The sequence below is a fragment of the Pseudomonas sp. FDAARGOS_761 genome (assembly GCF_013343155.1).
Classification (GTDB): Bacteria; Pseudomonadota; Gammaproteobacteria; order Pseudomonadales; family Pseudomonadaceae; genus Pseudomonas; species Pseudomonas aeruginosa.
The window spans coordinates 6248234-6270150 of record NZ_CP054572.1 but is presented as its reverse complement, the minus strand read 5'-3'; the positions used below and the strand labels follow the sequence as shown (position 1 = coordinate 6270150).

Below are 21917 nucleotides of genomic sequence, written 5' to 3'. Positions count from 1 at the left end.
TTCAGTCAAAAGTCGAAAAATCGGTGTCGCGCCACAGCGCCGACGGGTAGCCGGCGAACGCCAGCAGCGCCGGCAGGTGCCGGGCGAAGCCCTGGAAGCCGTGGTCGCCGCCGGCCTGGATGCGTAGCGCGCAGGCTCGGTAGAAGGCCTGCGCGGCGCGATAGTCGAGGGTTTCGTCGGCGGTCTGCAGCCATACCTGGTAGCGTTCGGGACGTTGCAGGCGCGTGACTTCCAGTTCGGCCAGCGCCGCCACGTGGTCCTCGGTGAGTTCCCAGGTCTCGCCGCTGTAGTGGTTGGTCTGCGCGCCCAGGTAGCCGTCGAAGGAGCGATGCGGGGCGACCGCCGGATTGACCAGGATCGCCGCCAGGCCATGGCGCTCCGCCAAATGGGTCGCATAGTAGCCACCCAGGGAGCTGCCGACCAGCACCGGTCGCCCGAGCTCGGCGATGGCCCGCTCCAACTGGGCGATGGCCTGCCGTGGGTGATGGTGCAGGGCCGGGACGCGCAGGCCTTCGGCCAGGCCCAAGTGGCCGAAAGCCGCCTGCAGCTGGCGCGCCTTGTGCGATTCGGGCGAACTGTTGAAGCCGTGGATATACAGCAGGGATGGGCTGGTCGCAGTCATCGGGAACGGGCTAATGGGCTTCAACTCGGTAGGGAAAGCCGAACGGTACCAGCTTCCAGGCTTCATCTTCCAGCCTGCGCGCCGATCGGCAACGACGCACGCGGCCGCGGCATCCCGCGACCGGGGGGCATGTCAGTATCCGGCGGTGTCGTAGTCCACTTCGAAGACGACGTCGTCGACCCGCGAGATCCCCGTTTCCAGGCGCCCGTCGTCGTGCAGGCGCAACCAGCGGTAGCCCGGCGCCAGGCGGTCGAGGGTGAAGTCGCTGCTGCCGGGGGCGAACTGCACGCAGGTGGACGGCGAAGCCAGCAGGCGCAGCGGGCCGCGCTGGCGGTCGAACTCCTGGTGAATGTGCCCCCACAGCAGGCAGCGCACCTGCGGATAGGGTGCCAGCAGGTCGAACAGCGCCTGCGGGTTGCGCAGGCCGATGGGGTCCATCCAGTCGCTGCCGATCGGCACCGGGTGGTGATGGAAGGAAACCAGCAGGAAGCGTTCGCCAGCGCTGTCGATGGCGCGCCGCAGCAGGTCGAGCTGGTCGTCCTCGAGATAGCCCGGCACCGCGCCGGGAATGCTCGAGTCGAGCAACACCACGCGCCAGTTGCCGACGTCGACGACCTGCTCCAGCAGGTCGCTGCCCTCGGTCGCCCGCTGCATCGGCTCGCGTTCGTCGTGGTTACCGGCGAACCAGCGCAACGGCGCGGCCAGCGGCGCGCTCAACCTGCGGAAGCGTGTGTAGGAATCCAGGCTGCCGTCCTGGGAGACGTCGCCGGTGGCGAGGATCAGGTCGATCCGCGGTTGCTCCCGGGCGACCCGCTCGACCACCTTTTCCAGGCTATGGGCGGTGTCCATGCCGAGCAGGCGCGCGCCGTCCTCGGCGAACAGGTGGCTGTCCGAAAGCTGCACCAGCAGTACGGAGGCGTCGGTGGCGGGAGTGTTCGAATGGCGTGACAAGGGGCCGTCTCCTGAAGGCGAGGCGTCCGCGGTGAATGGGGTGATTATGGTGACCGACGAAAGTGGCGGCAAACCCGGAAAGCGGAACAGATCACAGTTGCGAGGACTACTTTTGGCTTGATGCCATTCAACTGGCCTTTTGCCTGCAACCGCTCAGCGCTGGGCCACCGGCACCATCTCGTGGCCGCAGGCCAGACAGTGGGCGAGCCACTCGCCGAGGAACAGGTTGAGCTGGTTCTTCTCGTCGGGCTGGTGCATCGCCTGGTTCGGGTAGGGATAGATCGCCATCAGCCGCCGCGCCTGTTCGGCGCCGATCACCTCGGCCATCCGTGCATCGTGGTAGACCCGCACTTCCAGCCGCGGCGCCGGCAACCAGGGCAGGCCCAGTTCCTGGCGCACCTGCAGGGTGGTGGTGTACGGGCAGGCCTCGGTCACTTCCAGCGCCAGGACGCCGAGCAGCCGCTCCCCTTCGCTCAGCGCGACCCGGCGCGAGGCCTGTGCCTCGCGCATGTCCGGGAGCAGGCGCATGAGCCGCGCGTAGTTCGCTTCGCAGGTCGCCTGCAGGCTGGCCAGGTCGACCCGGTAGCGCTCGCGCAGCAGGTTCAGGCCCATAGCCCACGCACCTCGGCCCGGTTCAGGGCCAGCCACTGCAGGGCGATGATGCTCGCCGCGTTGTTGATCCGCCCGTCGCGCACGGCCTGCAGCGCATCTTCCAACGGCCAGACGTGGACGCGGATGTCCTCGCCCTCCTCCGGCAAGCCATGCACGCCGCCGACGCCTTCGCTGTCGCAACGGCCGACGAACAGGTGCACCACCTCGTCGGTGCCGCCCGGCGACGGCAGGTACTGGGTTATCGGCCAGAGCGCACCGAGGGTCAGCCCGGCCTCCTCCATCGCCTCGCGATGGGCCACTTCCTCCGGTTGCTCGTCCTTGTCGATCAGGCCGGCGACCAGCTCCAGCAGCCAGGGGTTGGCGAGCTTCTGCATCGCCCCGACGCGGAATTGCTCGATGAGCACCACGCAATCGCGCTGCGGGTCGTAGGGCAGCACGCAGACCGCGTCATGGCGGACGAACAGTTCCCGACTGATTTCCCGGCCCATGCTGCCGTCGAACTGGCGATGCCGCAGGCGCAGGCGATCGAGACGATAGAAGCCGCGGAAGCATTCCTCGCGCTGCACGAGCTCGACGTCACCGGGGGCGGGTTTGAAGGTTTCGGACATCCTCGACTCACTTCACTCGGGTATGTGGGTTTCGCGCCATCCTATCGCGGCCCGGCGCAGGGCGCAGCCACTTTCAGGACGGCTCGGGAAAACTTCGTGGCGCTCGCCGCGCGGGCGTGTTTCCCGGCCACGGCTAAGCCATACTTGGGGTTTGCGCGGGCCGAACTCAAGCGCGGCGCCAGGGTCGAAACGGACTGGTCGACGCTTCGAGCCCGCCCATCCACCGTCGCAAAAGGAATCCCATGCGCCTTCTGAAATTCGCCGCCCTCGGCAGCCTGGTCGTTCTGCTGAGCGCCTGCCAGAGCTTCTTCAAGCCCGGCCTCGACGACCCGCTGCCCACCGAGCGCCTCGCCAGCGAGCACCTGAAGCCCGGCTGCCAGGGCGAACAGTGCCCCTTGGTAAACATCGACACCCTGAAGTTCCCCGACGAACCGCAGCTGGACCCGATCGTCGAGCGCGCCCTGCTGGAAATGACCCGGGAAAACAACGAAACGCCCCTGCCGGCATCGCTGGCGGACTACGAACGGCAGTTCCTGGACAGCGCCGAACCGGGCTGGAGCAGCTACCTGCAAGCCAAGGTGCGCGAACAACATGACGGTCTGGTGATCATCGAGCTTTCCAGCTACCTGTTCACCGGCGGCGCCCACGGCATGCCCGGTCGCGGCTTCATCAACTACGACCGCAGGCAGCACAAGGTGCTGAGCCTGCAGGACATGCTGGTTCCCGGCCAGGAAGAAGCCTTCTGGAAACAGGCCGAGCTGGCACACAAGGCCTGGCTGCTGGCCAACAAGCTCGACCAGGACGCCGATTTCCAGAAGACCTGGCCGTTCCAGCGCACCCCGCACGTGGCATTGACCTTCGGCGCGGTGACGCTGAAGTACGACGCCTACTCCATCGCGCCGTATTCCTATGCCCACCCCGAACTGAAGATCCCGTATCCGCGCCTGAACGGCATCGTCAAGCCGAACCTGTTCCCCGGCCGCGGCTGACGCTTCCGACACCCCGAAGCCCCTCGCCGCGGCGAGGGGCCCGGTGGTGCGGCGCGGCCTACACCTGCCTGTAGATCACCGATCCTTCGTCCTTGAAGCGCGCCGCCTGCTCCTGGAAGCCGGCCTCGATGGCCTTGCTCTCGTCGGACAGGCCGTTCTCCTTGGCGTAGTCGCGGACTTCCTGGGTGATCTTCATCGAGCAGAACTTCGGTCCGCACATGGAGCAGAAGTGCGCGACCTTGGCCGAGTCCTTCGGCAGGGTCTCGTCATGGAACGCCCGCGCGGTGTCCGGGTCCAGGCCAAGGTTGAACTGGTCCTCCCAACGGAACTCGAAGCGCGCCTTGGACAGCGCGTTGTCGCGGATCTGCGCGCCCGGGTGGCCCTTGGCGAGGTCGGCGGCATGGGCGGCGATCTTGTAGGTGATGATCCCGGTCTTCACGTCATCCTTGTTCGGCAGACCCAGGTGCTCCTTGGGCGTGACGTAGCAGAGCATGGCGCAGCCGAACCAGCCGATCATCGCCGCGCCGATGCCGGAGGTGATGTGGTCGTAGCCGGGGGCGATGTCGGTGGTCAGCGGGCCGAGGGTATAGAACGGCGCCTCGTCGCAGCACTCCAGCTGCTTGTCCATGTTTTCCTTGATCAATTGCATCGGCACGTGGCCGGGGCCTTCGATCATCACCTGCACGTCGTGCTTCCAGGCGATCTTGGTCAGCTCGCCGAGGGTTTCCAGCTCGCCGAACTGGGCGGCGTCGTTGGCGTCGGCCACCGAGCCCGGACGCAGGCCATCGCCCAGCGAGAAGCTGACGTCGTAGGCCTTCATGATTTCGCAGATCTCTTCGAAATGCGTGTAGAGGAAGTTCTCCTGGTGGTGCGCCAGGCACCACTTGGCCATGATCGAGCCGCCGCGGGAAACGATGCCGGTGACCCGCTTGGCGGTCAGCGGCACATAGCGCAGCAGCACGCCGGCGTGGATGGTGAAGTAGTCGACGCCCTGCTCGGCCTGTTCGATCAGGGTGTCGCGGAAGATTTCCCAGGTCAGGTCCTCGGCGACGCCGTTGACCTTCTCCAGCGCCTGGTAGATCGGTACGGTGCCGATCGGTACCGGGCTGTTGCGCAGGATCCACTCGCGGGTTTCATGGATGTGCTTGCCGGTGGACAGGTCCATCACCGTGTCGGCGCCCCAGCGGATGCCCCAGGTGAGCTTCTCCACCTCTTCCTCGATCGACGAGCCCAGCGCGCTGTTGCCGATGTTGCCGTTGATCTTCACCAGGAAGTTGCGGCCGATGATCATCGGCTCAAGCTCGGTGTGGTTGATGTTCGCCGGAATGATCGCGCGGCCGCGGGCGACTTCCTCGCGGACGAACTCGGGGGTGATTTCCTTCGGGATGTTGGCGCCGAAGCTGTGCCCCGGGTGCTGCTGGTCGAGCAGGCCGGCGGCCCGGGCTTCCTGCAGCTTCATGTTCTCGCGGATGGCGATGTATTCCATCTCCGGGGTGATGATGCCTTTCTTCGCGTAGTGCATCTGCGAGACGTTGGCGCCCGGCTTGGCCCGGCGCGGCGTGCGCACGTGGGCGAAGCGCAGGGCATCGAGGCTGGCGTCGGCCAGGCGGGCCTGGCCGAACTCGGAGGTCAGGCCGGGGAGGATCTCGGTGTCGCCGCGCTCGTCGATCCAGCGCGAACGCACGTCAGGCAGGCCCTTGCGCAGATCGATGCGGACCTCGGGGTCGGTATACGGGCCGGAGGTGTCGTAGACGAACACCGGCGGGTTCTTTTCGCCGCCGAAGGCGGTGGGGGTGTCGGCGAGGGAGATTTCCCGCACCGGGACGCGGATGTCCGGGCGCGAGCCGGTCAGGTAGACCTTGCGCGAGTTCGGGAAAGGCTGCGTCGACTGGCGGTCGAGCTGCTCAAGGCGGGTGATGTTGTTCTTCTGCGTTGCGCTCATCGATGGCTCTCCTGGGTGATTGTCGGGAGAACCTGGCACGCGGGGCCACCGGGACTGGTGGCGAGAAGGACGCGCCGGCAAGGCAGGCATGGCGCGGACATCTTGTTCCCTACGCGGGTTGCTGCGGTCCGCGCGAGGCGGAACCGGACGCTAGCCCGATCAGGTTCAACGGGATCCGGAACTATCCGATCTCAGCCCCTCGTATAGGGCACCCCGACAAGAACCCCGGCAGTCTAATCAACACCGGCGGGATACGCCAACGGGAAAACGCCCCGCCCGACCGGCAGTCATGGTCCAGTCCGGCGCCCTCTCGCCAGGGAAGACGCAGATCCCCGCACGTTCGCCGGCACATCGATCCGGACTGGCTCTTCGATCAGTTGCCGCGCAGGTGCCTTGACCGCCACCGGTAGCGACCTTAGCCTTGCCCCACCTCGCATCTTTTCCAGGACGAACGAATGCTGCGCAGACTCTCCCTGGCGGCCGCCGTGGCCGCTGCTACCGGTGTCGCCTGGGCCGCCCAGCCGACCCCGCTGCCGACCAAGACCGACCTGATCAGCGTCTACAAGGAAGCCGTCGACAACAACGCCGACCTCGCCGCCGCCCAGGCCGACTACCTGGCGCGCAAGGAAGTGGTGCCCCAGGCCCGCGCCGGCCTGCTGCCGCAACTCGGCGCCGGCGCCCGCGTCGGAGACACCCGGATCGCATTCGACGAGCGTCCGGCGACCGTCAAGCGCAACAGCCAGGTCGTCCAGGCCACCCTCAGCCAGCCGTTGTTCCGCGCCGACCGCTGGTTCCAGTGGCAGGCCGCCAAGGAAACCAGCGACCAGGCCCGGCTGGAATTCTCCGCGACCCAGCAGGACCTGATCCTGCGCAGCGCCGAGACCTACTTCACGGTGCTCCGCGCCCAGGACAACCTAGCCACCAGCAAGGCCGAGGAAGCCGCCTTCAAGCGCCAGCTGGACCAGGCAAACGAGCGCTTCGACGTGGGCCTTTCCGACAAGACCGACGTGCTCGAGGCCCAGGCCAGCTACGACACAGCCCGCGCCAACCGGCTGATCGCCGAACAGCGCGTGGACGATGCCTTCCAGGCCCTGGTGACCCTGACCAACCGCGATTACAGCGCCATCGAGGGCATGCGCCACACCCTGCCAGTGGTGCCGCCGGCGCCGAACGACGCCAAGGCCTGGGTCGACACCGCGGTGCAGCAGAACCTGCGCCTGCTGGCCAGCAACTACGCGGTCAACGCCGCCGAGGAAACCCTCCGCCAGCGCAAGGCCGGGCACCTGCCGACCCTCGATGCCGTGGCCCAGTACCAGAAGGGCGACAACGACGCCCTCGGCTTCGCCAACAGCGCCGCCAATCCGCTGGTGCACTATGGCAAGTATGTCGATGAGCGCAGCATTGGCCTGGAACTGAACATCCCGATCTACAGCGGCGGCCTGACCTCCTCCCAGGTCCGCGAGTCCTACCAGCGCCTCAACCAGAGCGAGCAGTCCCGCGAAGGCCAGCGCCGCCAGGTGGTGCAGGACACCCGCAACCTGCACCGCGCGGTGAATACCGACGTCGAGCAGGTCCAGGCGCGGCGCCAGGCGATCATCTCCAACCAGAGTTCGCTGGAAGCCACCGAGATCGGCTACCAGGTCGGCACCCGCAACATCGTCGACGTGCTCAACGCCCAGCGCCAGCTGTACGCCGCCGTGCGCGACTACAACAACAGCCGCTACGACTACATCCTCGATACCCTGCGCCTGAAGCAGGCGGCCGGCACCCTCAGCCCGGCCGACCTGGAGGCGCTCAGCGCCTACCTGAAGCAGGATTACGATCCGGACAAGGACTTCCTCCCGCCGGACCTGGCCAAGGCCGCCGCCGAGCAGTTACAGAGCAAGCCGCGCCAGCAGTACTAGCACGAGCCAAGACGCCCCCGGTCGGGGGCGTCTTCGCTTGACTGGCCTGGCGCGCGTCGCCCGGGTCAGCGCGCCAGCGGCTGGAGCAGCGCGTCGAACTGCTCCAGCCGCGGGAACCGCAGGGGTACATCCTGCTCGAGATTTTCCAGCCGCGCCCGGTAGGCGCGCAGGAAGTTGCCGCGCGCTTCCTCGCTGATGTATGGCACGTGCCAGGCGACGAAGGGCTCCAGCACCTGCATGCCGACATAGGCCAGGGTGCCGCGCAGGATCGGCCGCAGCATGTCCTCCAGCGGTCCGTGGATGGCACCCTCGCCGAACATGTGCTGGCGCCCGCCCAGGGTCAGGCTGACCAGCGCCTTCTTGCCGGCCAGGCCACCCTGGTCGTAGAAGCGCTTGCCGCCATAGCAGACCCCGGACACCAGTACCCGGTCGAACCACCCCTTGAGGATCGCCGGCACCGAGAACCAGTAGATCGGAAAGTTGAGGATCAGCAGGTCGGCCCACAGCAGCTTGTCCAGCTCGGCCTGGATGTCGGCGGCCAGGCTCTGGCGCTTGACGCTCTCGCGCTGCTCCAGGGCGTAGACCAGGTAGTCGGGATCGGCGCGCTCGGCGAAGTCGGCGGCACTGGCCACCGGATTCCAGTTCATCGCGTAGAGATCCGAGACCTGCACCGCGTGGCCCTGGCCTGCCAGGGTCTCGCATGCCTGGTCACAGAGCGCGCGGGTGAAGGATTGCGGTTCGTTGTGGGCGTGGACGATCAGTACGTTCATCGTGGTTTCCGAATCGTGGTGACCGGCCGCATCGCTCGCGGCCGAGGGGTTCAGGCCTGGCCGAGCAACTCGGCGGCGCACAGCGCGATGCGCCGACAGGCTTCGCGCAGCGGTTCGGCGCCCAACACCAGGCCGAGGCGGATGTGACCGGCGGCGCTCGGGCCGAAGGCTTCGCCGGCGAGCACCGATACGCCATGGCGGTCCAGCAGGCGGTCGGCGAAGGCCTGGGCGGAAAGTCCGGTGGGACGGATGTCGACCATCACGAACATGCCGCCGTCCGGGCGCAGTGGACGCAGGCCGGGGCTGTCGGCCAGGCACTCGATTACCAGGTCGCGGCGGCGGCGGTAGGCCTCGCGCATCGCCTCCAACTCCGGCAGCGGCGCCTCCAGCGCGGTGCAGGCGGCATCCTGGATGAATTCCGGCGAGCCATAGAGCATGCACAGGGCGAGGTTCTCCAGGTGCGCGCAGAGTGCTGCGGGACCGACCACCCAGCCGACCCGCCAGCCGGTCATGGCGTGGGATTTCGACAGGCTGTTGAGGGTCGCGGTACGTTCGGCCATCCCCGGCAGGCTGGCCGGGCTGACGTGCTCGCCGTCGAACAGCAGTTCGCTGTAGACCTCGTCGGAGATCATCCACAGGTCATGGGCCGTGCACAGCTCGGCCAGGGCTTCCCAGGTGGCCCGCGGCAGGCTGGCGCCGGACGGGTTGTGCGGGCTGTTCAGCGCCATCGCGCGCGTGCGCGGGGTGATCAGTGCGGCGACCTCCTCGGCCTGCACGCGGAAGCCATTCTCGGAGCGCACCGGCACCGGCACCACCCGCGCGCCACAGGCGCCGAACACCGCTTCGTAGGTGACGTACATCGGCTCGGCGACTATCACCTCGTCGCCCGGATTCAGCAGGCACTGCACCACCGCGTACAGCGCGCACTGGGCGCCGGCCAGCACCACCACCTGCTCCGCGTCCACCGCCTGGCCGCTGCGCTGCCGGTGGCGTTCGGCGATGCGCTGGCGCAGGGCGCGCTTGCCGCGCACGTCGGCGTAGTGGGTGTTGCCGGCCAGCAGGCTGTCGATGGCCGACTGGACGATGGGCGCCGGGGTATCGAAGTCGGGGTCGCCGACCGACAGCAGGAGGATTTCCTCGCCCTGCTCGACCCGTGCCAGCGCGCGATAGTGGATGTCCCAGGCAGCGGCGCCGTCGCCGGCGATACGTTGGGTGAAGTCGGAATAGCGCATGGATGCTCTCCTTGTCCGGCGGTCAGCGCGCGCAGGCGTGCCGCAGTTCGATCAGGGTCACGCCGGGCTGCCCGAAGCCGGCGCGCAGGTCGCGCTCCAGTTCGTCCAGGTCCTGCGGCTGGCGCACCGCGCAACCGTAGGCGCGGCCCAGCAGGGCGAAGTCGGGGTTGCGCGGCAGCACGCCGACCGGCTCGATGTCCAGGCCGAGCATGTCGTCGCGGATCTGGCCGAGCGCGTCGTTGTTCCACAGTAGCACCACCAGCGGACTGTCCAGTTCCTCGCTGGCGGTGGCCAGTTCCTGCGCGGTGTAGAGGAAGCCGCCATCGCCGACCAGCACCAGGCCCGGGCGCTGCGGGGCGCCGAGCTTGGCGCCGATGCCGGCCGGCAGGCCGTAGCCGAGGGTGCCGTAGCCGGTGGGATGCAGCCAGCTGCGCGGTGCTCGGCTGGCGAACGCGTAGTTGCCGGTATAGGCCAGCTGGGTCATGTCGGTGCTGACGAACGCATCGGCCGGCAGCGCAGCGGCGATCCGGTCGAGGATCGCCTGGTGCAGCGCCTGCAGCGGCGCGTGTGCCGCGCGGATCTCCGCGCGCAGGCGCGCCACCCTCGCGGCGGCCGGCGCGGCGTCGCGGGCCTCCTGCGGCAGGCGCGCCAGCAGCGCTTCCAGGGTCTGCCGGGCATCGCCCCTGAGCGCTACGGCAGAGGGATAGAAGTCGTTGAACTTGCGCGGGTCGATATCGACGCGGATCAGTTCGCCGGACAGCGGCAGGCGTTCGCGCCAGAAGTCGGTGTCGGCCATCTCGGTGCCCACCGCCAGCACCAGGTCGGCCTCGGCGATCATCTCCCAGCCCGGCGCTACGCACAGGCTGGCCCCGGCGTTGAGCGGCGCGTCCGGCGGCAGCAGACCCTTGCCGGCGACGCTGGTGAACAGCGGCGCGGCCAGGCGCTCGCTCAGCGCGGCAAGCGCCTCGCCGGCCGCCAGCGCGCCGCCGCCGGCGATGAGCATTGGTCGCCGGGCCGCAGCCAGGCGCTCCGCCGCCGCCCGCAATGCCTCGCTGCACGGCACACCACGACCAGGGCGGCGCGCCACGGCAGCGCTCCAGTCATGGGCCACCGGCGCGGCGAGCACGTCGAGCGGGATCGAGATATGCACCGGGCGCGGACGCTCGCTGTCGAACACCGCGTAGGCCCGGGCGATCAGTTCGGGCAGCTGTTCCGGGCTCAAGGCCAAGGCGGAGAAGGCAGTGATCGGCGCGGTCATGGCACGCTGGTCCTGGGTCTCGTGCAGGCAGCCCCAGCCCTTGCCCAGGCTGGCGCTGTGGTTGACGCTGGAAATCACCAGCAGCGGTACCGAGTCGGCGTAGGCCTGGCCGATGGCGGTGGCGACGTTGGTCACGCCCGGCCCGGTGATGACGAAGCACACTCCCGGCTTGCCGCTGACCCGCGCATAACCGTCGGCCATGAAGCCGGCGCCCTGCTCGTGGCGGGTCAGCACGTGGCGGATGCCGCTGCCCGGAAGTCCGCGGTACAGCTCGAGGGTGTGCACGCCGGGGATACCGAAAACGGTATCCACGCCGTAGTTGGCCAGCAAGCGGACCAGGGCCTGGCCGGCGGTGAGGGTCTTCTGTGGTTGCATGGGCAATATCCTCGTCCAGTTCGGCGACCATCGGAGTCGCCGCTCGCGCCGCAGCGCTCTTGCTCCCATTCCCACAAGCGGAAGGGGGAGCCGTCGTGTCCGCCCGGGCCTTCAGCCATTGGCCAGCCGGATCAACGCATCCACCGCCAGCGCTCCCTCGGCATCCGCCAGCAATGGGTTGACGTCCAGCTCCAGCAAGCGCTCGGCATGTTCGCAGGCGAATTCGGCGACCGCGCGGATCGCCGCCACCAGGGCCTCCATGGATACCGCCGGGCGACCGCGGAAGCCGCTGAGCAACGGCGCGCTGCGCAGGCTCAGCAGGGCATCGCGGATCGCCGCGTCGGTGGTCGGCAGGAGCAGGCTGCGACTGTCGCGCAGCAGCTCCACGAGTATCCCGCCGGCACCGATCACCAATGCCAGGCCGAAGCCCTCCTCGCGCTTGACCCCGACGATCAGCTCGGCCAGCGGCGCGCCTGCCATGCGCTCCAGCAACACACGCTCGAAGACCAGTTGCGGCGCGTGCCGGGCCAGGCTTTCGCGCATGTCGAACAATGCCGCCTCCAGCGCCGCCTCGTTGCGCAGGCCGAGCGCCACGCCGCCGGCCTCGGTCTTGTGCGGCAGCGCGGCGCTGACCGCCTTGAGCACCAGCGGGAAGCCGAGGTCGAGGGCCGCTTCGCGGGCCTGCCCGGGGGTGCTCAGCACCCCCGGGGGCAGTGGCAGGCCGAAGGATTTCAGCGCCTGCTTGGATTGCCACTCGTCGAGCAGGTAGCCGTCGCCCGCCAGCGGCCCTGGGCAGATCGGCACCAACGCCGCCTCGCCGCGCTCCAGCAGCGCCGCGCGGCGCTGGCGGTAGCGGGCGATCCGTCCCCAGGCGGCGAGACCATCCTCGACGCCTTGCAGCGCGGCGACGCCCTCGCCGTGCAACAGCTCGCGGGCCCGGGCCGGCAGCAGTTCCGGGAACGCCGAGGCGATGAAGCCGACTTTGCCGTGGCGCTTCAGCGCGGCGCAGTAGCGTTGCAGAAGCAGGTCGCACTGCGGCCGCTCGCCGGTTTCCTCGCCCGGATAGTCGAGCACCAGCAGGGCGGCGTCGGCAGGGCTGCGCAAAGCGCTGTCGAGCATTTCCTCCAGGGCCGCGGCATCGCCCCAGATGGCGGTGGTGAAGTCCAGCGGATTGGCGATGTTGGCGTAGTCGGGCAGTACCCCGGCCAGTTCGTCGCGCTGTCCGGCGTCGAAAGACGGCAACCCCAGGCCGTTGCGCTCGGCGTAGTCAGCGATCAACCCGGCGTCGCCGCCGGAACAGGCCAGCGCGACCAGGCTCGGCCCGCCAGGCAGGTGGCCGCAGGCGGCGGCCTTGAGGGTTTCGACGAAGCTCACCGGGCCGCTCACACGGATTACCCCGAGGCGCTCGAACAGGCTGTCGTAGAGCGCGTCGGAACCGGCCAGGGAACTGGTGTGGCTGAGCGCGAGGGCCGCGCCTATCTTCGACACTCCGGTCTTCAGGGCGATCACCGGCACGCCTTTCTGCAACGCCTTGTAGGCCGCGCGGGCGAACCCCGGGACGTTCTTCAGACCTTCCAGATGCAGGCCGATGGCAGTCACCCGCGGCTCGTCGAGCAGCACGTCCATCAGCTCGGCGATGCCCAGCTGCGCCTGGTTGCCCACCGATGCCATATAGGCCACCGGCAGCGAACGGTCGCTCATCGACAGGTTGTAGGCGAAGTTGCCGCTCTGCGTCAGCACCGCGACGCCCCGCTCCACCTGCCGACCGCCATGTGCCACCGGCCATAGCGCGGCGCCGTGCAGGTAGTCGAGCAAGCCGTAGCAGTTCGGGCCAAGCAGCGCCATTTCGCCGGCGGCGGCCAGCAGCCGGCGTTGCACGGCCAGGCCCTGTTCGCCGGTTTCGGCGAAGCCGGAGGCATAGCAGATCGCCCCGCCGGCGCCTTTGGCGGCGAGCGCGGCGACCGCGTCGAGGGTCAGTTCGCGGTTGGTGGCGACGAACGCCGCGTCCGGGCCGCACGGCAGGTCGGCGACGCTGGCCACGCAGGGTACGCCTTCGAGTTCGGCGTGCTGCGGATTGACCAGCCACAACTGGCCGGCGAAACCGCCTTCGGCACAGCGTTTCAGGGCACGCGCCATGCCACGGCCGCCAATGAAGGCGAGATGCCTGGGTGCCAGCAGACGCTTGAGGTTTTCACGATTCATGTCGGTTCTCGATTCGGAACATGGCAGCCTTCCCCTCTCCCCTGGAGGAAGAGGGGAGCCAGGACTCAACGCAGCAACGGCCGCAGCAGTTCGCGGGAAACGATGTGCCGCTGGATTTCCGAAGTGCCCTCCCAGATCCGTTCGATCCGTGCGTTGCGCCAGATGCGCTCGACCGGTCCTTCATCCATCAGGCCCATGCCGCCGAAGATCTGCACCGCTTCGTCGGCGACCTTGCCGAGGGTCTCGCTGGCGAACAGCTTGGCCATGCCGGCCTCGCCGTCGGTCATGGTGCCCTGGTCCATCTTCCAGGCGGTGTGCAGGGTCATCAGCTCGGCGGCACAGATCTGCGTGGCCATGTCGGCGAGCTTGAAGGAAACGCCCTGGTAGCTGCCGATCGGCTGGCCGAACTGCTTGCGATCGGCCGCCCAGCGCAGTGATAGGTCGAGGGCGCGCTGGGCCTGGCCGACGCAGTTGGCGGCGACCATCACCCGTCCGGCGGTGAGCCAGGCGTTGGCCACTTCCCAGCCCTTGCCGACCTCGCCGAGTACCTTGGAGGCCGGCACCCGGCAATCGTCGAAGAAGATCTCGTAGGTGTGGTAGCCACGGTTGCTCACGCATTTCGGCCCGCGGCGCACGGTCATCCCGGGCGTGCCCTTGTCCACCAGGAAGGCGGTCACCGCGTTGCGCTTGCGGCCGTTGTGCTCGTAGCTGTCGGTGACGGCGAAGACGATGGCGAAGTCGGCGTGCCCGGCGTGGCTGATGAAGTGCTTGCTACCGTTGATCACGAAGGCGTCGCCGTCGCGCACCGCGCGGGTCTTGATCGAATTGGCGTCGGAGCCGGCGCCCGGCTCGGTGAGGGCGAAGCAATCGGTCTTTTCGCCCTGCACGCAGGGCAACAGGTAGTCGCCGAGCTGTTCTCCGGTGCAGGCCATGAGGATCTTCGAGGGCCGCGCGACGAATACGTGGAGGGCCCAGGAGACCTTCGACAGCTCGCGTTCGACCAGCGCCTGGGACAGGTAGTCGAGGCCGCCGCCGCCCACTTCCTCGGGCATGTTGAAGGCATAGAAACCGGCGGCGAGGGCCTTGCCGCGAATCTGTGCGGCCAGCTCCGGCGACACCGCGTCGGCGCGGTCGACATCGTCCTCGTGGGGCAGCAGTTCCTTCTCGACGAAGCTGCGCACCGCCTCGACCAGCATGTCCTGTTCCTGGGTCAGCCTGAAATCCATGGGAATCACCTGCTCGGCGCCTAGCGCCCGCTGAATTGAGGGGAACGTTTCTCGGCCACGGCGCGCAGCGCCTCGGCGGCATCCTCGCTGCGCCCGCAGAGCAGCCCGGCGGCCTGCTCGGCCCGCAACTGCTCGGCCAGCGAGCGCCCGGCGCCGTCGCGCAGCAGGCGCTTGGTCTGGGCGAAGGCAAAGGTCGGACCGCTGGCGAGACGCGCAGCGAAGGCGCCGACCGCCTCAACCAGGCGCTCGTCGGCGACCACCTCGCCGACCAGTCCGGCGCCCAGGGCTCGCTCCGCGCTCCAGGCTTCGTCGAGGAACAGCAGGCGCTTGGCCGCCTCGCTGCCGAGCAGCCGTGGCAGATGCCAACTGGCGCCGGCGTCCGGGCAGTAGGCCATGCCGGTGTAGCCGGCCTTGAAGCGCGCCGAGGCGGCGGCGATGCGGAAATCGCAGCACAGCGCCAGGTCCATGCCAGCGCCCACGGCGCTGCCGTTGACGGCGGCGACTGTGGGTTTGTCGAGGGCGTGCAGGCGCCCCATCAGGGCGTGGGCGGCCTCGGTCCAGCCATAGCGTTCCAGCTCGCCACGGGCTTCAGCCGCCGCCCATTCGGCGAGATCGGCCCCGGCGCAGAAGCTGCGTCCGCTGCCGCCGAGCACCACAGCGCGCACTGCCGGGTCGCGCTCGCAGGCATCGAGTCGGACGTGCAGGGCCTCCAGGGTGGGGATATCCAGTGCATTGCGCTGTTGCGGACGATTCAGGACGAGCCAGGCGATCCCGGCTTCGACCCGCGTCTGCAATGGGGAAAGGTCAGTCATGCGGCCCTCGTTCTTATTGTTGGTTGATGGCGATCGCGGCTTTCAGGCAATACTAAACACTCGTTCAACAAGACCACAATCCACCCATTCGGGTGTATGTAACGGCCCTGCGGCAGGCGCAAAGCCACACGCCATGCGATCCGCCGAAAAGCGGCGGAGGCCCGCGCGAGCCGGCTGTTACAACTTCGAACAAACCAACCAGGCGAAAACGAAAACGCCCGCCGGATGCGGCGGGCGTCGGGTCCTGCGAATGGCCGTTCAGCCGGCCCGTCCCAGGGCGGGGTCGCCCAGTCCCTGCGGCTGCCGGCGACGAACCACGTAATAGGCCAGGTAGCAGGCGGCGATGAAGCCGAAGCCCCAGTACAAGGACGGCCGCTGGGTGGGATCGAGGGCGAGGAAGACGAACAGCGAGCAGCACACGGCGATGCAGGCCAGCGGCACCAGCGGGAACAGCGGCGCGGCATATTTCAGCTCGGCGACCGTGCCGCCGCTGGCCATGTGCTCGCGGCGGAAGCGGTATTGGGCGTAGGCGATGACGATCCAGGTGACGGTGCCGGACATCCCGCTCACCGCCATCAGCACCATGAACAGGGTGTCGGCGGCGACCACGCTGGTCAGCAACGAGAGCAGGGCGAAGCACAGGGTGATCAGCAACGCGTAGAGCGGCACGCCACGCGCGCTGAGCTTCGACAGGCCGCGCGGGGCCATGCCGGTCCTGGACATCGCCCAGAGGATCCGCGTCGAGGCGTACAGGCCCGAGTTGCCTACCGAGAGGATGGCGGTGAGGATGACGAAGTTCATCAGGTCCGCCGCGTAGGGAATCCCGACCATGTCGAACACCTGCACGAACGGGCTTTCCACCAGCCCGGCCTGTTGCCAGGGAATGATGGCGGAAAGCACGACGATGGCCAGCACGTAGAAGATCAGTACGCGGAACACCACGTTGCGCACCGCCCGCGGGATGCTCTTCTCCGGTCGCTCGGTCTCGCCGGCGGCGACGCCCATGATCTCGCAACCCTGGAAGGCATAGACCACCGTCATCATCACCGCGAATACCGCCGACAGGCCGTTGGGGAACAGCCGCTCGCCGACCAGGTTGGAGAACATCGGCGCCGGCGCACCGCTCTTCAGTTCGATACCGCCGAAGATCACCAGCCCCCCGACCACGATGAACACCAGGATCGCCGCCACCTTGATCCCGGCGAACCAGTACTCGGCCTCGCCGAAGGCACGGGTCGCCAGGGCATTGAGGGAGAACAGCACGACCACGAAGAAACCCGACCATAGCCACACGGGCACCTCCGGGAACCAGCGGGTCATGAGCATCCCGGCCGCGGTGAATTCCAGGCCTACCGTGGAGGCCCAGCTCATCCAGTAGACCCAGCCGATCATGAAGCCAGTCGCCGGGCCGATGAAACGCGTCGCGTGGGCCTGGAACGAACCGGAGACCGGCATCTGCACCGACAGCTCGCCGAGGCAGACCATCACCAGGTACATCAGCACCCCGGCCACCAGGTAGGCCAGCACCGCGCCGGCCGGGCCGCCCTGGTTGATGGTCACGCCGGAGCCCATGAACAGCCCGGTGCCGATCACCCCGCCGAGGGACAGCATGAAGATGTGGCGGCTCGCCAGGGCCCGGGTGAGTTGCAGCCTTTCCTTGCCGTCAGCCATGGCGCACCTCCGGATGAGGGTACGCGCAGGGGTCTTCGAGATGGCTCATTATTCTTGTCTCCACTCTGTCAGAGGCCGTGTCTTGCGCACGGATGAGCGGATTATTGGCGGCGGATGTAAGACGCCGTTGAACGCGCGGATCGAAGATGTAAAAAGCTGTAAGGAAGTTGTTCGCCGCGCCGCTCAACCGGCCGCTGCGTCGGCTTCGCCGAGGAAGCCGGCGCGGCGCAGGGCTTCGGCGCCGTCGCGGCGCAGGCTACCCAGGCGTGCGCCCCAGGCTCGCGGGTCGACCCCGGCCGCGCCCAGGACCTCGCGCTCCAGCTCGCCCAGGCCGGCGCCGAGCGCCACCAGGCCCATGGAGTGGCAGCTTCCGGACAGGCGATGGGCGATGTTCGCCGCCTCGGCCAGGTCCGCCTGGTCCAGGGCTTCGGCCAGCAGCGGCAACTGCTCGTCCAGGCTTCCCAGCAGGTTGCCCAGCAGTCCGGCGAGCTTGTGCCGCCCCAGCAGGCGGCGGTGGGTCTCGAGCATCTGCCGGTCCAGCGCAGCGTCCGCCGCAAGCGCAGGCACGCTGGTGCCGACCTCGCCCAGCGCGCGACGCAGCTCGTCCATCCGCAGGGGCTTGCCGAGCACGCCCTGCATGCCCGCGGCGAAGTACCGACGCACCATGTCCGGCTGGATGCTGGCGGTGAAGGCGAAGATCGGCGTGGCGCGGTTCAGGCCGTCGAGCTGCCGGCGAATCCCGGCGCAAAGCTCGAGGCCAGCCATCCCCGGCAGGTGCATGTCCAGCAGGATCAGGTCGAAGCGCCGCTGCCGGCACAGCGCCAGGGCCGGCCCCGCGTCCTCGGCCAGCATCACCCGGTGGCCGTCCCGCTCGAGCAGGCCCTGGGCTACCTCGCGGTTGAGCGCCACGTCCTCCACCAGCAGCACCTCCAGCGCAGACACCGATGCCGCCGGCGGCGTCGCGCCGGACAAGCTCGCCAGCGCCAGCTCGATCTCGAACCAGAACGTACTGCCCTGGCCGACCCGGCTTTCCACGCCGATCCGCCCGCCCAGCGCTTCCACCAGCCGCTTGCTGATCGCCAGGCCCAGGCCGGTTCCGCCGTAACGGCGGGTCACGGCGTCGCCGCCCTGGGTGAAGCGTTCGAAGATGCGTTCGCGCATTTCCTCGGGAATGCCGATTCCATCGTCCGCGACGCTCAGCCGCAGGCGCTCGCTTCCTGCGCTGCGCGCCAGCCGCTCGACGCGAACGCGCACCTCGCCGGCCTCGGTGAACTTCACCGCGTTGCCCAGCAGGTTGGTCAACACCTGGCGCAGGAACTGCTCGGCGCCGCGATGGCCGTCATGAACCTGTGGGTCCAGCCACAGGTCCAGCCGTGTGGCGTTCTCCCGCGCCCGTGGTTCGAGCAGGGTGAGGACGTCCTCGAGCAGGCTCCGCAAGGAAAAGTCCACCGCTTCCGGCACATCCGCCGCTTCCTCCAGCCGGGCGAAGTGGAGGACCTCGTTGAGGATCGCCAGCAGTCCCTCCCCCGCTGTCGCCAGTGCCCGCAGGCGCTGGCGGTCACGCTCGCCGAGCGATGCCTCGCGCAGCAGCTCGGCCATGCCCAGGATGCCGTTCAGCGGGGTACGGATCTCATGGCTCATGGTCGCGAGAAAACGGCTCTTGGCGCGGTCGGCGGCTTCCGCCTGGTCCTTCGCCCGGCGCAGGCTGGCGGTGCGCCGCTCGACCTGCCGACGCAACTCGTCGCGGTCGGCGTCGCGCCGGCGGCGATCGGTGCGCAAGGCCTGGCGCATGTCCTCCAGGGCGGTGGCGACGGCGTCGATCTCGTCGCGTTCGCGGTCCGCCTTGTCCAGTCGCAGCGGCTGTTGCAGATCGCCTTCGGCGATATGCCCAGCGAACTCGGACATGCGCCACAGATGTCGAGTGACCAGGCTGTGGAACAGCCAACTGAGGGCCACCGCCAGGCCGCAAAGGAAACTGCCCATCCACAAGAGGCTGGCCAGGCCGCCGGAGGCCAGCCGGCGATAGACCGCCGCCAGGTCGATGGCGATCTCCAGCTCGCCCAGATGCCGACGCTCGCCCCCCGGCGGCTGGTAGCTCAAGGGAAAGCGCTCGACCCGCAGCAGGCCGCGTGGACGCTGGTCGCCCTGCAGCAGGTTGAAGTCGGCGCTTTGCAGACTGACACGGGCGATGTCGGGGAAATCCCCGAGGCCGCGCAACTGCACGTTCAACTGCTCCTGGTTGAGATCCCACAGGCTGCGCTCGAAGCTGGCCAGGTAGCCGCTGCGGATCAGTTCCAGGCGCGCCTCGATCTCACGCATTTCGCGGCGGTATTCGAAGAACAGCTGCACGGCGCCGGCGAGGACAGTGAAACACAGGCTGAACAGCAGCACCCGCCACAGCAGGCGCCGCGCCAACACTCCGCCGCGGCCGCTCACCAGGCGTCCGCGCGGTTGCCGGCGAGGCGCCGATAGTCGCGCACGCTGTCGTGCAGCCAACGCTGGATGCTGCCGTCGTCGCGATAGCCTCGCAGGGCCCGGTCGATCTCGTCCATCTTCGCTGCCAGCGGCGAGTGCCGCGAGACCGCCACCCGCAGGTAGTCCACCGTCAGCGGTTCGGGCAGCGCAAGGATGTTCTCGCCGCCGGCCAGGCGCTCGGCGAACAGCGTGCCGGTGCGGCGTTCGTGGGCAATGTAGTCGATGCGCTGGCGCACCAGCTTGCCGAAGTTCTGTCGGCTGTCGGAAACCCATTCGACGTTGCCGTGGCGGCCGACGAAGCGGTCGAAGTCCGCCCCGTAGCTTTCGCCGAACAACAGCCCGCCGCGATAGCCGGCGAGGTCGCCGAGGGATCGGATGCGCACCGGCCGCTGGCGGTTGTAGAAGATCGCCACCTCCTCGCGCAGCACCGGCTCGGCGGAAAACGCCAGGTCGCGATCGCGCGCGGGCGTGCGGTAGGCCAGTACCAGGTCGACCCGTCCGGCGGCGGCGTCCAGCAGGCAGCGCCGCCAGTTGCCCAGCACCACCACCTCGACCCGGTAGCCCAGCGCGCCGAACAGCCGCTTCACCAGCTCCGGCGCCAGCCCCCGGACCTGCTGGCCATCGCTCCAGGAGATCGGCGGGTATACCGGATAGTCGCAATAGCGGATGGTCTCCGCAGCCTGTGCCAGGCCGCCCAGCAGCCATCCGCAGAGCGCCAGCCAGCGGGCCTGCATGGCTCAGGCGTCGCTGGCCGCGGCGGTGAACAGGTAGCCGGCGCCGTGGATGGTGATGATCAGTTGCGGTTCGGCCGGGTCGTCGCGCAGCTTACGACGCAGGCGGCCGACCAGCACGTCGATGGAGCGATCGCTGGGCAGCCACTCGCGGTTGCGGATCTGGTCCATCAACTGGTCGCGGCTCAGGGTATGCCCGCTGTTGCGCAGGAAGGCGCCGAGCAATTGGAATTCGCCGTGGGTGAGCAGGGTCTCGTTGCCCGCGTGGTCGATCAGGCGGCGCCGGTCGGCGTCCAGCAGCCAGTCGCCGAACTGCCTGAGGGCCTGCCGGGCGGGGGCGGCGCTGGCCTGGGCATGGCGCACCCGGCGGATCAGGTTCTTCGCCCGCGACACCAGTTCGCGCGGGTTCAGCGGCTTGATCACGTAGTCGTCGGCGCCGCACTCCAGGCCGACGATGCGATCGATCTCGTCGTTGCGCCCGGTGATCAGGATGATCCCCACCTCGGAGCGCACCCGCAGCTCGCGGGTCAGGGTCAGGCCGTCCTTGCCGGGCAGGCGGATGTCCAGCAGCACCAGCTCGACCGGCTGGCCGAGATGGGCGCACTCGGCAAGGCAGGCTTCCGCCTGCTCGGCGTTGCCGGCGCAGAGGACGTCATAGCCCTCCTCGCCGAGATAGGCCTGGAGAAGCTCACGAATCACCGGGTCGTCGTCGACCACCAATACGCGCGGAACCATCGCCATCACCTTGCGCCTCCGGCGGGCCGGGGCGTTTCTTGTTCTGGGTTGTCGGACGGTGGGCGGAAGGGGCCGGGGCGCCTTCCGCTGCCAGCAGCAGCCTATCCACTACTGAACGGACGATCAACAAGCTTCCGTCGCACGCCGGAAGCGGCGATGGGCGCCCGCCTCCAGGCCATCCACCCAGGCCTCGCAGATCTGCACGCCCTGCCGCGGCGTGAAGGTCGCGGGATTCAGCCCAGACTCCAGCCACAGCCCGTCGAGCAGGGCGCTGAGGCTGATGGCCGCCAGTTCCGCGTCGAAGTCCGCCCAGCCGCCCTCCTCCGCCAGTTGCCGCAGCACGCCGACCAGCAGCGCCCGGTACTCGCCATAGGAATGGTCGTGGACCCGCCCGATCGCTTCGATGCTGCCCACCGCACCCCAGAACGCCAGCCAGGCGTCGAGCAATTGCGGATCGAGCAGCTCGGCGGAGAAGGATGCCTCGAAGAACGCCGAGAGCCGCGGGCGGGCGCCGCCCGGCGCGGTGTCGATGGCGCCGCGGAGCAGGCGCATGACGCGTCCGGTGACCGCCAGGTAGGCCTCGGCCACCAGCGCGTCCTTGCCATCGTAGTGGTGATTGATCAGGCCCACCGATACCCCGGCCTCGGCGCAGATCTTGCGCACCGAGGCGCCCTGGAAGCCATGCCGCTTCAGGCAGGCCAGGGTCGCCTCGATCAGCAGCGCCTTGCGCTGCTCTGGTTCCAGACGGGAAAAGCGCACTTCCTGGTTCATCCTTTCGCGGCTCCTGCTCGTCGCCCGCGAC

Annotated in this window: 18 protein-coding genes and 1 riboswitch; of the genes, 2 read left to right on the top strand and 16 right to left on the bottom strand. The window is 68.6% G+C overall.

Features of this window, described 5'->3' with window-relative positions:
- Window position 1 precedes the first annotated feature (1 nt).
- The 4 genes from FOC67_RS29115 to FOC67_RS29100 form a co-directional block, all read right to left on the bottom strand.
- Complete coding sequence (locus FOC67_RS29115) at window positions 2-622, bottom strand: YqiA/YcfP family alpha/beta fold hydrolase (protein WP_003110317.1); 621 nt, start codon at window positions 620-622, stop codon at window positions 2-4.
- 132 nt (window positions 623-754) lie between these two features.
- Complete coding sequence (cpdA, locus tag FOC67_RS29110; protein ID WP_003110316.1) at window positions 755-1573, bottom strand: 3',5'-cyclic-AMP phosphodiesterase; 819 nt, start codon at window positions 1571-1573, stop codon at window positions 755-757.
- Between the two features lie 153 nt (window positions 1574-1726).
- Window positions 1727-2185 carry a DUF1249 domain-containing protein gene (locus FOC67_RS29105; RefSeq protein WP_003095693.1) on the bottom strand — a complete coding sequence of 153 codons (459 nt, stop codon included), beginning with the start codon at window positions 2183-2185 and terminating at the stop codon, window positions 1727-1729.
- A complete protein-coding gene (locus tag FOC67_RS29100; RefSeq protein WP_003095694.1) occupies window positions 2176-2793 on the bottom strand; it encodes an NUDIX domain-containing protein in 618 nt (205 codons plus the stop codon). The genes FOC67_RS29105 and FOC67_RS29100 overlap by 10 nt, the downstream gene beginning before the upstream one ends.
- 242 nt (window positions 2794-3035) lie before the next feature.
- On the opposite strand from FOC67_RS29100, the gene FOC67_RS29095 reads away from it, so the two are divergent.
- Complete coding sequence (locus tag FOC67_RS29095; RefSeq protein WP_003110315.1) at window positions 3036-3782, top strand: RsiV family protein; 747 nt, start codon at window positions 3036-3038, stop codon at window positions 3780-3782.
- 58 nt (window positions 3783-3840) lie between these two features.
- Here FOC67_RS29095 and thiC read toward each other — a convergent pair whose 3' ends face one another.
- The gene (thiC, locus tag FOC67_RS29090; protein WP_003095696.1) at window positions 3841-5724 is read right to left on the bottom strand and encodes a phosphomethylpyrimidine synthase ThiC; all 1884 of its coding nucleotides are present in this window, start codon (window positions 5722-5724) and stop codon (window positions 3841-3843) included.
- A gap of 89 nt (window positions 5725-5813) precedes the next feature.
- A riboswitch (TPP riboswitch) is annotated at window positions 5814-5950 on the bottom strand.
- 229 nt (window positions 5951-6179) lie between these two features.
- Here thiC and opmH point away from each other — a divergent pair.
- Complete coding sequence (opmH, locus tag FOC67_RS29085) at window positions 6180-7628, top strand: efflux transporter outer membrane subunit OpmH (RefSeq protein WP_003095699.1); 1449 nt, start codon at window positions 6180-6182, stop codon at window positions 7626-7628.
- Window positions 7629-7693: 65 nt separating this feature from the next.
- Here opmH and FOC67_RS29080 read toward each other — a convergent pair whose 3' ends face one another.
- The 11 genes from FOC67_RS29080 to FOC67_RS29030 all read right to left on the bottom strand — a co-directional run bounded on the left by FOC67_RS29080 (window position 7694) and on the right by FOC67_RS29030 (window position 21886).
- Window positions 7694-8398, bottom strand: coding sequence for an NAD(P)H-dependent oxidoreductase (locus FOC67_RS29080; RefSeq protein ID WP_003102071.1), 705 nt, complete (start codon window positions 8396-8398; stop codon window positions 7694-7696).
- A 50-nt stretch (window positions 8399-8448) separates the two neighbouring features.
- The gene (gene aruH, locus FOC67_RS29075) at window positions 8449-9630 is read right to left on the bottom strand and encodes an arginine--pyruvate transaminase AruH (protein ID WP_003135629.1); all 1182 of its coding nucleotides are present in this window, start codon (window positions 9628-9630) and stop codon (window positions 8449-8451) included.
- 22 nt (window positions 9631-9652) lie between these two features.
- The gene (locus FOC67_RS29070) at window positions 9653-11332 is read right to left on the bottom strand and encodes a 5-guanidino-2-oxopentanoate decarboxylase (protein ID WP_073656117.1); all 1680 of its coding nucleotides are present in this window, start codon (window positions 11330-11332) and stop codon (window positions 9653-9655) included.
- 42 nt (window positions 11333-11374) lie between these two features.
- Window positions 11375-13465 (bottom strand): acetate--CoA ligase family protein, encoded by a 2091-nt coding sequence (locus FOC67_RS29065; RefSeq protein ID WP_003095707.1) that lies wholly within the window; start codon window positions 13463-13465, stop codon window positions 11375-11377.
- 65 nt (window positions 13466-13530) lie between these two features.
- Complete coding sequence (locus tag FOC67_RS29060) at window positions 13531-14691, bottom strand: acyl-CoA dehydrogenase family protein (protein WP_009314367.1); 1161 nt, start codon at window positions 14689-14691, stop codon at window positions 13531-13533.
- Window positions 14692-14711: 20 nt separating this feature from the next.
- Complete coding sequence (locus FOC67_RS29055) at window positions 14712-15503, bottom strand: enoyl-CoA hydratase/isomerase family protein (RefSeq protein ID WP_009314369.1); 792 nt, start codon at window positions 15501-15503, stop codon at window positions 14712-14714.
- Between the two features lie 258 nt (window positions 15504-15761).
- Window positions 15762-17174: an amino acid permease gene (locus FOC67_RS29050; protein WP_003135634.1), complete on the bottom strand. Its 1413-nt coding sequence runs from the start codon at window positions 17172-17174 to the stop codon at window positions 15762-15764.
- Window positions 17175-17357: 183 nt separating this feature from the next.
- Entirely contained in the window at window positions 17358-19610 is a 2253-nt protein-coding gene (locus tag FOC67_RS29045; RefSeq protein ID WP_009314372.1) for an ATP-binding protein, read from the bottom strand.
- A complete protein-coding gene (locus FOC67_RS29040) occupies window positions 19607-20383 on the bottom strand; it encodes an ABC transporter substrate-binding protein (protein WP_009314374.1) in 777 nt (258 codons plus the stop codon). Before FOC67_RS29040 ends, FOC67_RS29045 begins: the two co-directional genes overlap by 4 nt.
- A gap of 3 nt (window positions 20384-20386) precedes the next feature.
- Window positions 20387-21121 carry a two-component system response regulator AruR gene (gene aruR / locus FOC67_RS29035; RefSeq protein ID WP_003109882.1) on the bottom strand — a complete coding sequence of 245 codons (735 nt, stop codon included), beginning with the start codon at window positions 21119-21121 and terminating at the stop codon, window positions 20387-20389.
- 117 nt (window positions 21122-21238) lie between these two features.
- On the bottom strand, window positions 21239-21886 hold the full coding sequence (locus FOC67_RS29030) for a TetR family transcriptional regulator C-terminal domain-containing protein (protein WP_003095720.1): 648 nt from the start codon (window positions 21884-21886) through the stop codon (window positions 21239-21241).
- Window positions 21887-21917: the final 31 nt, after the last annotated feature.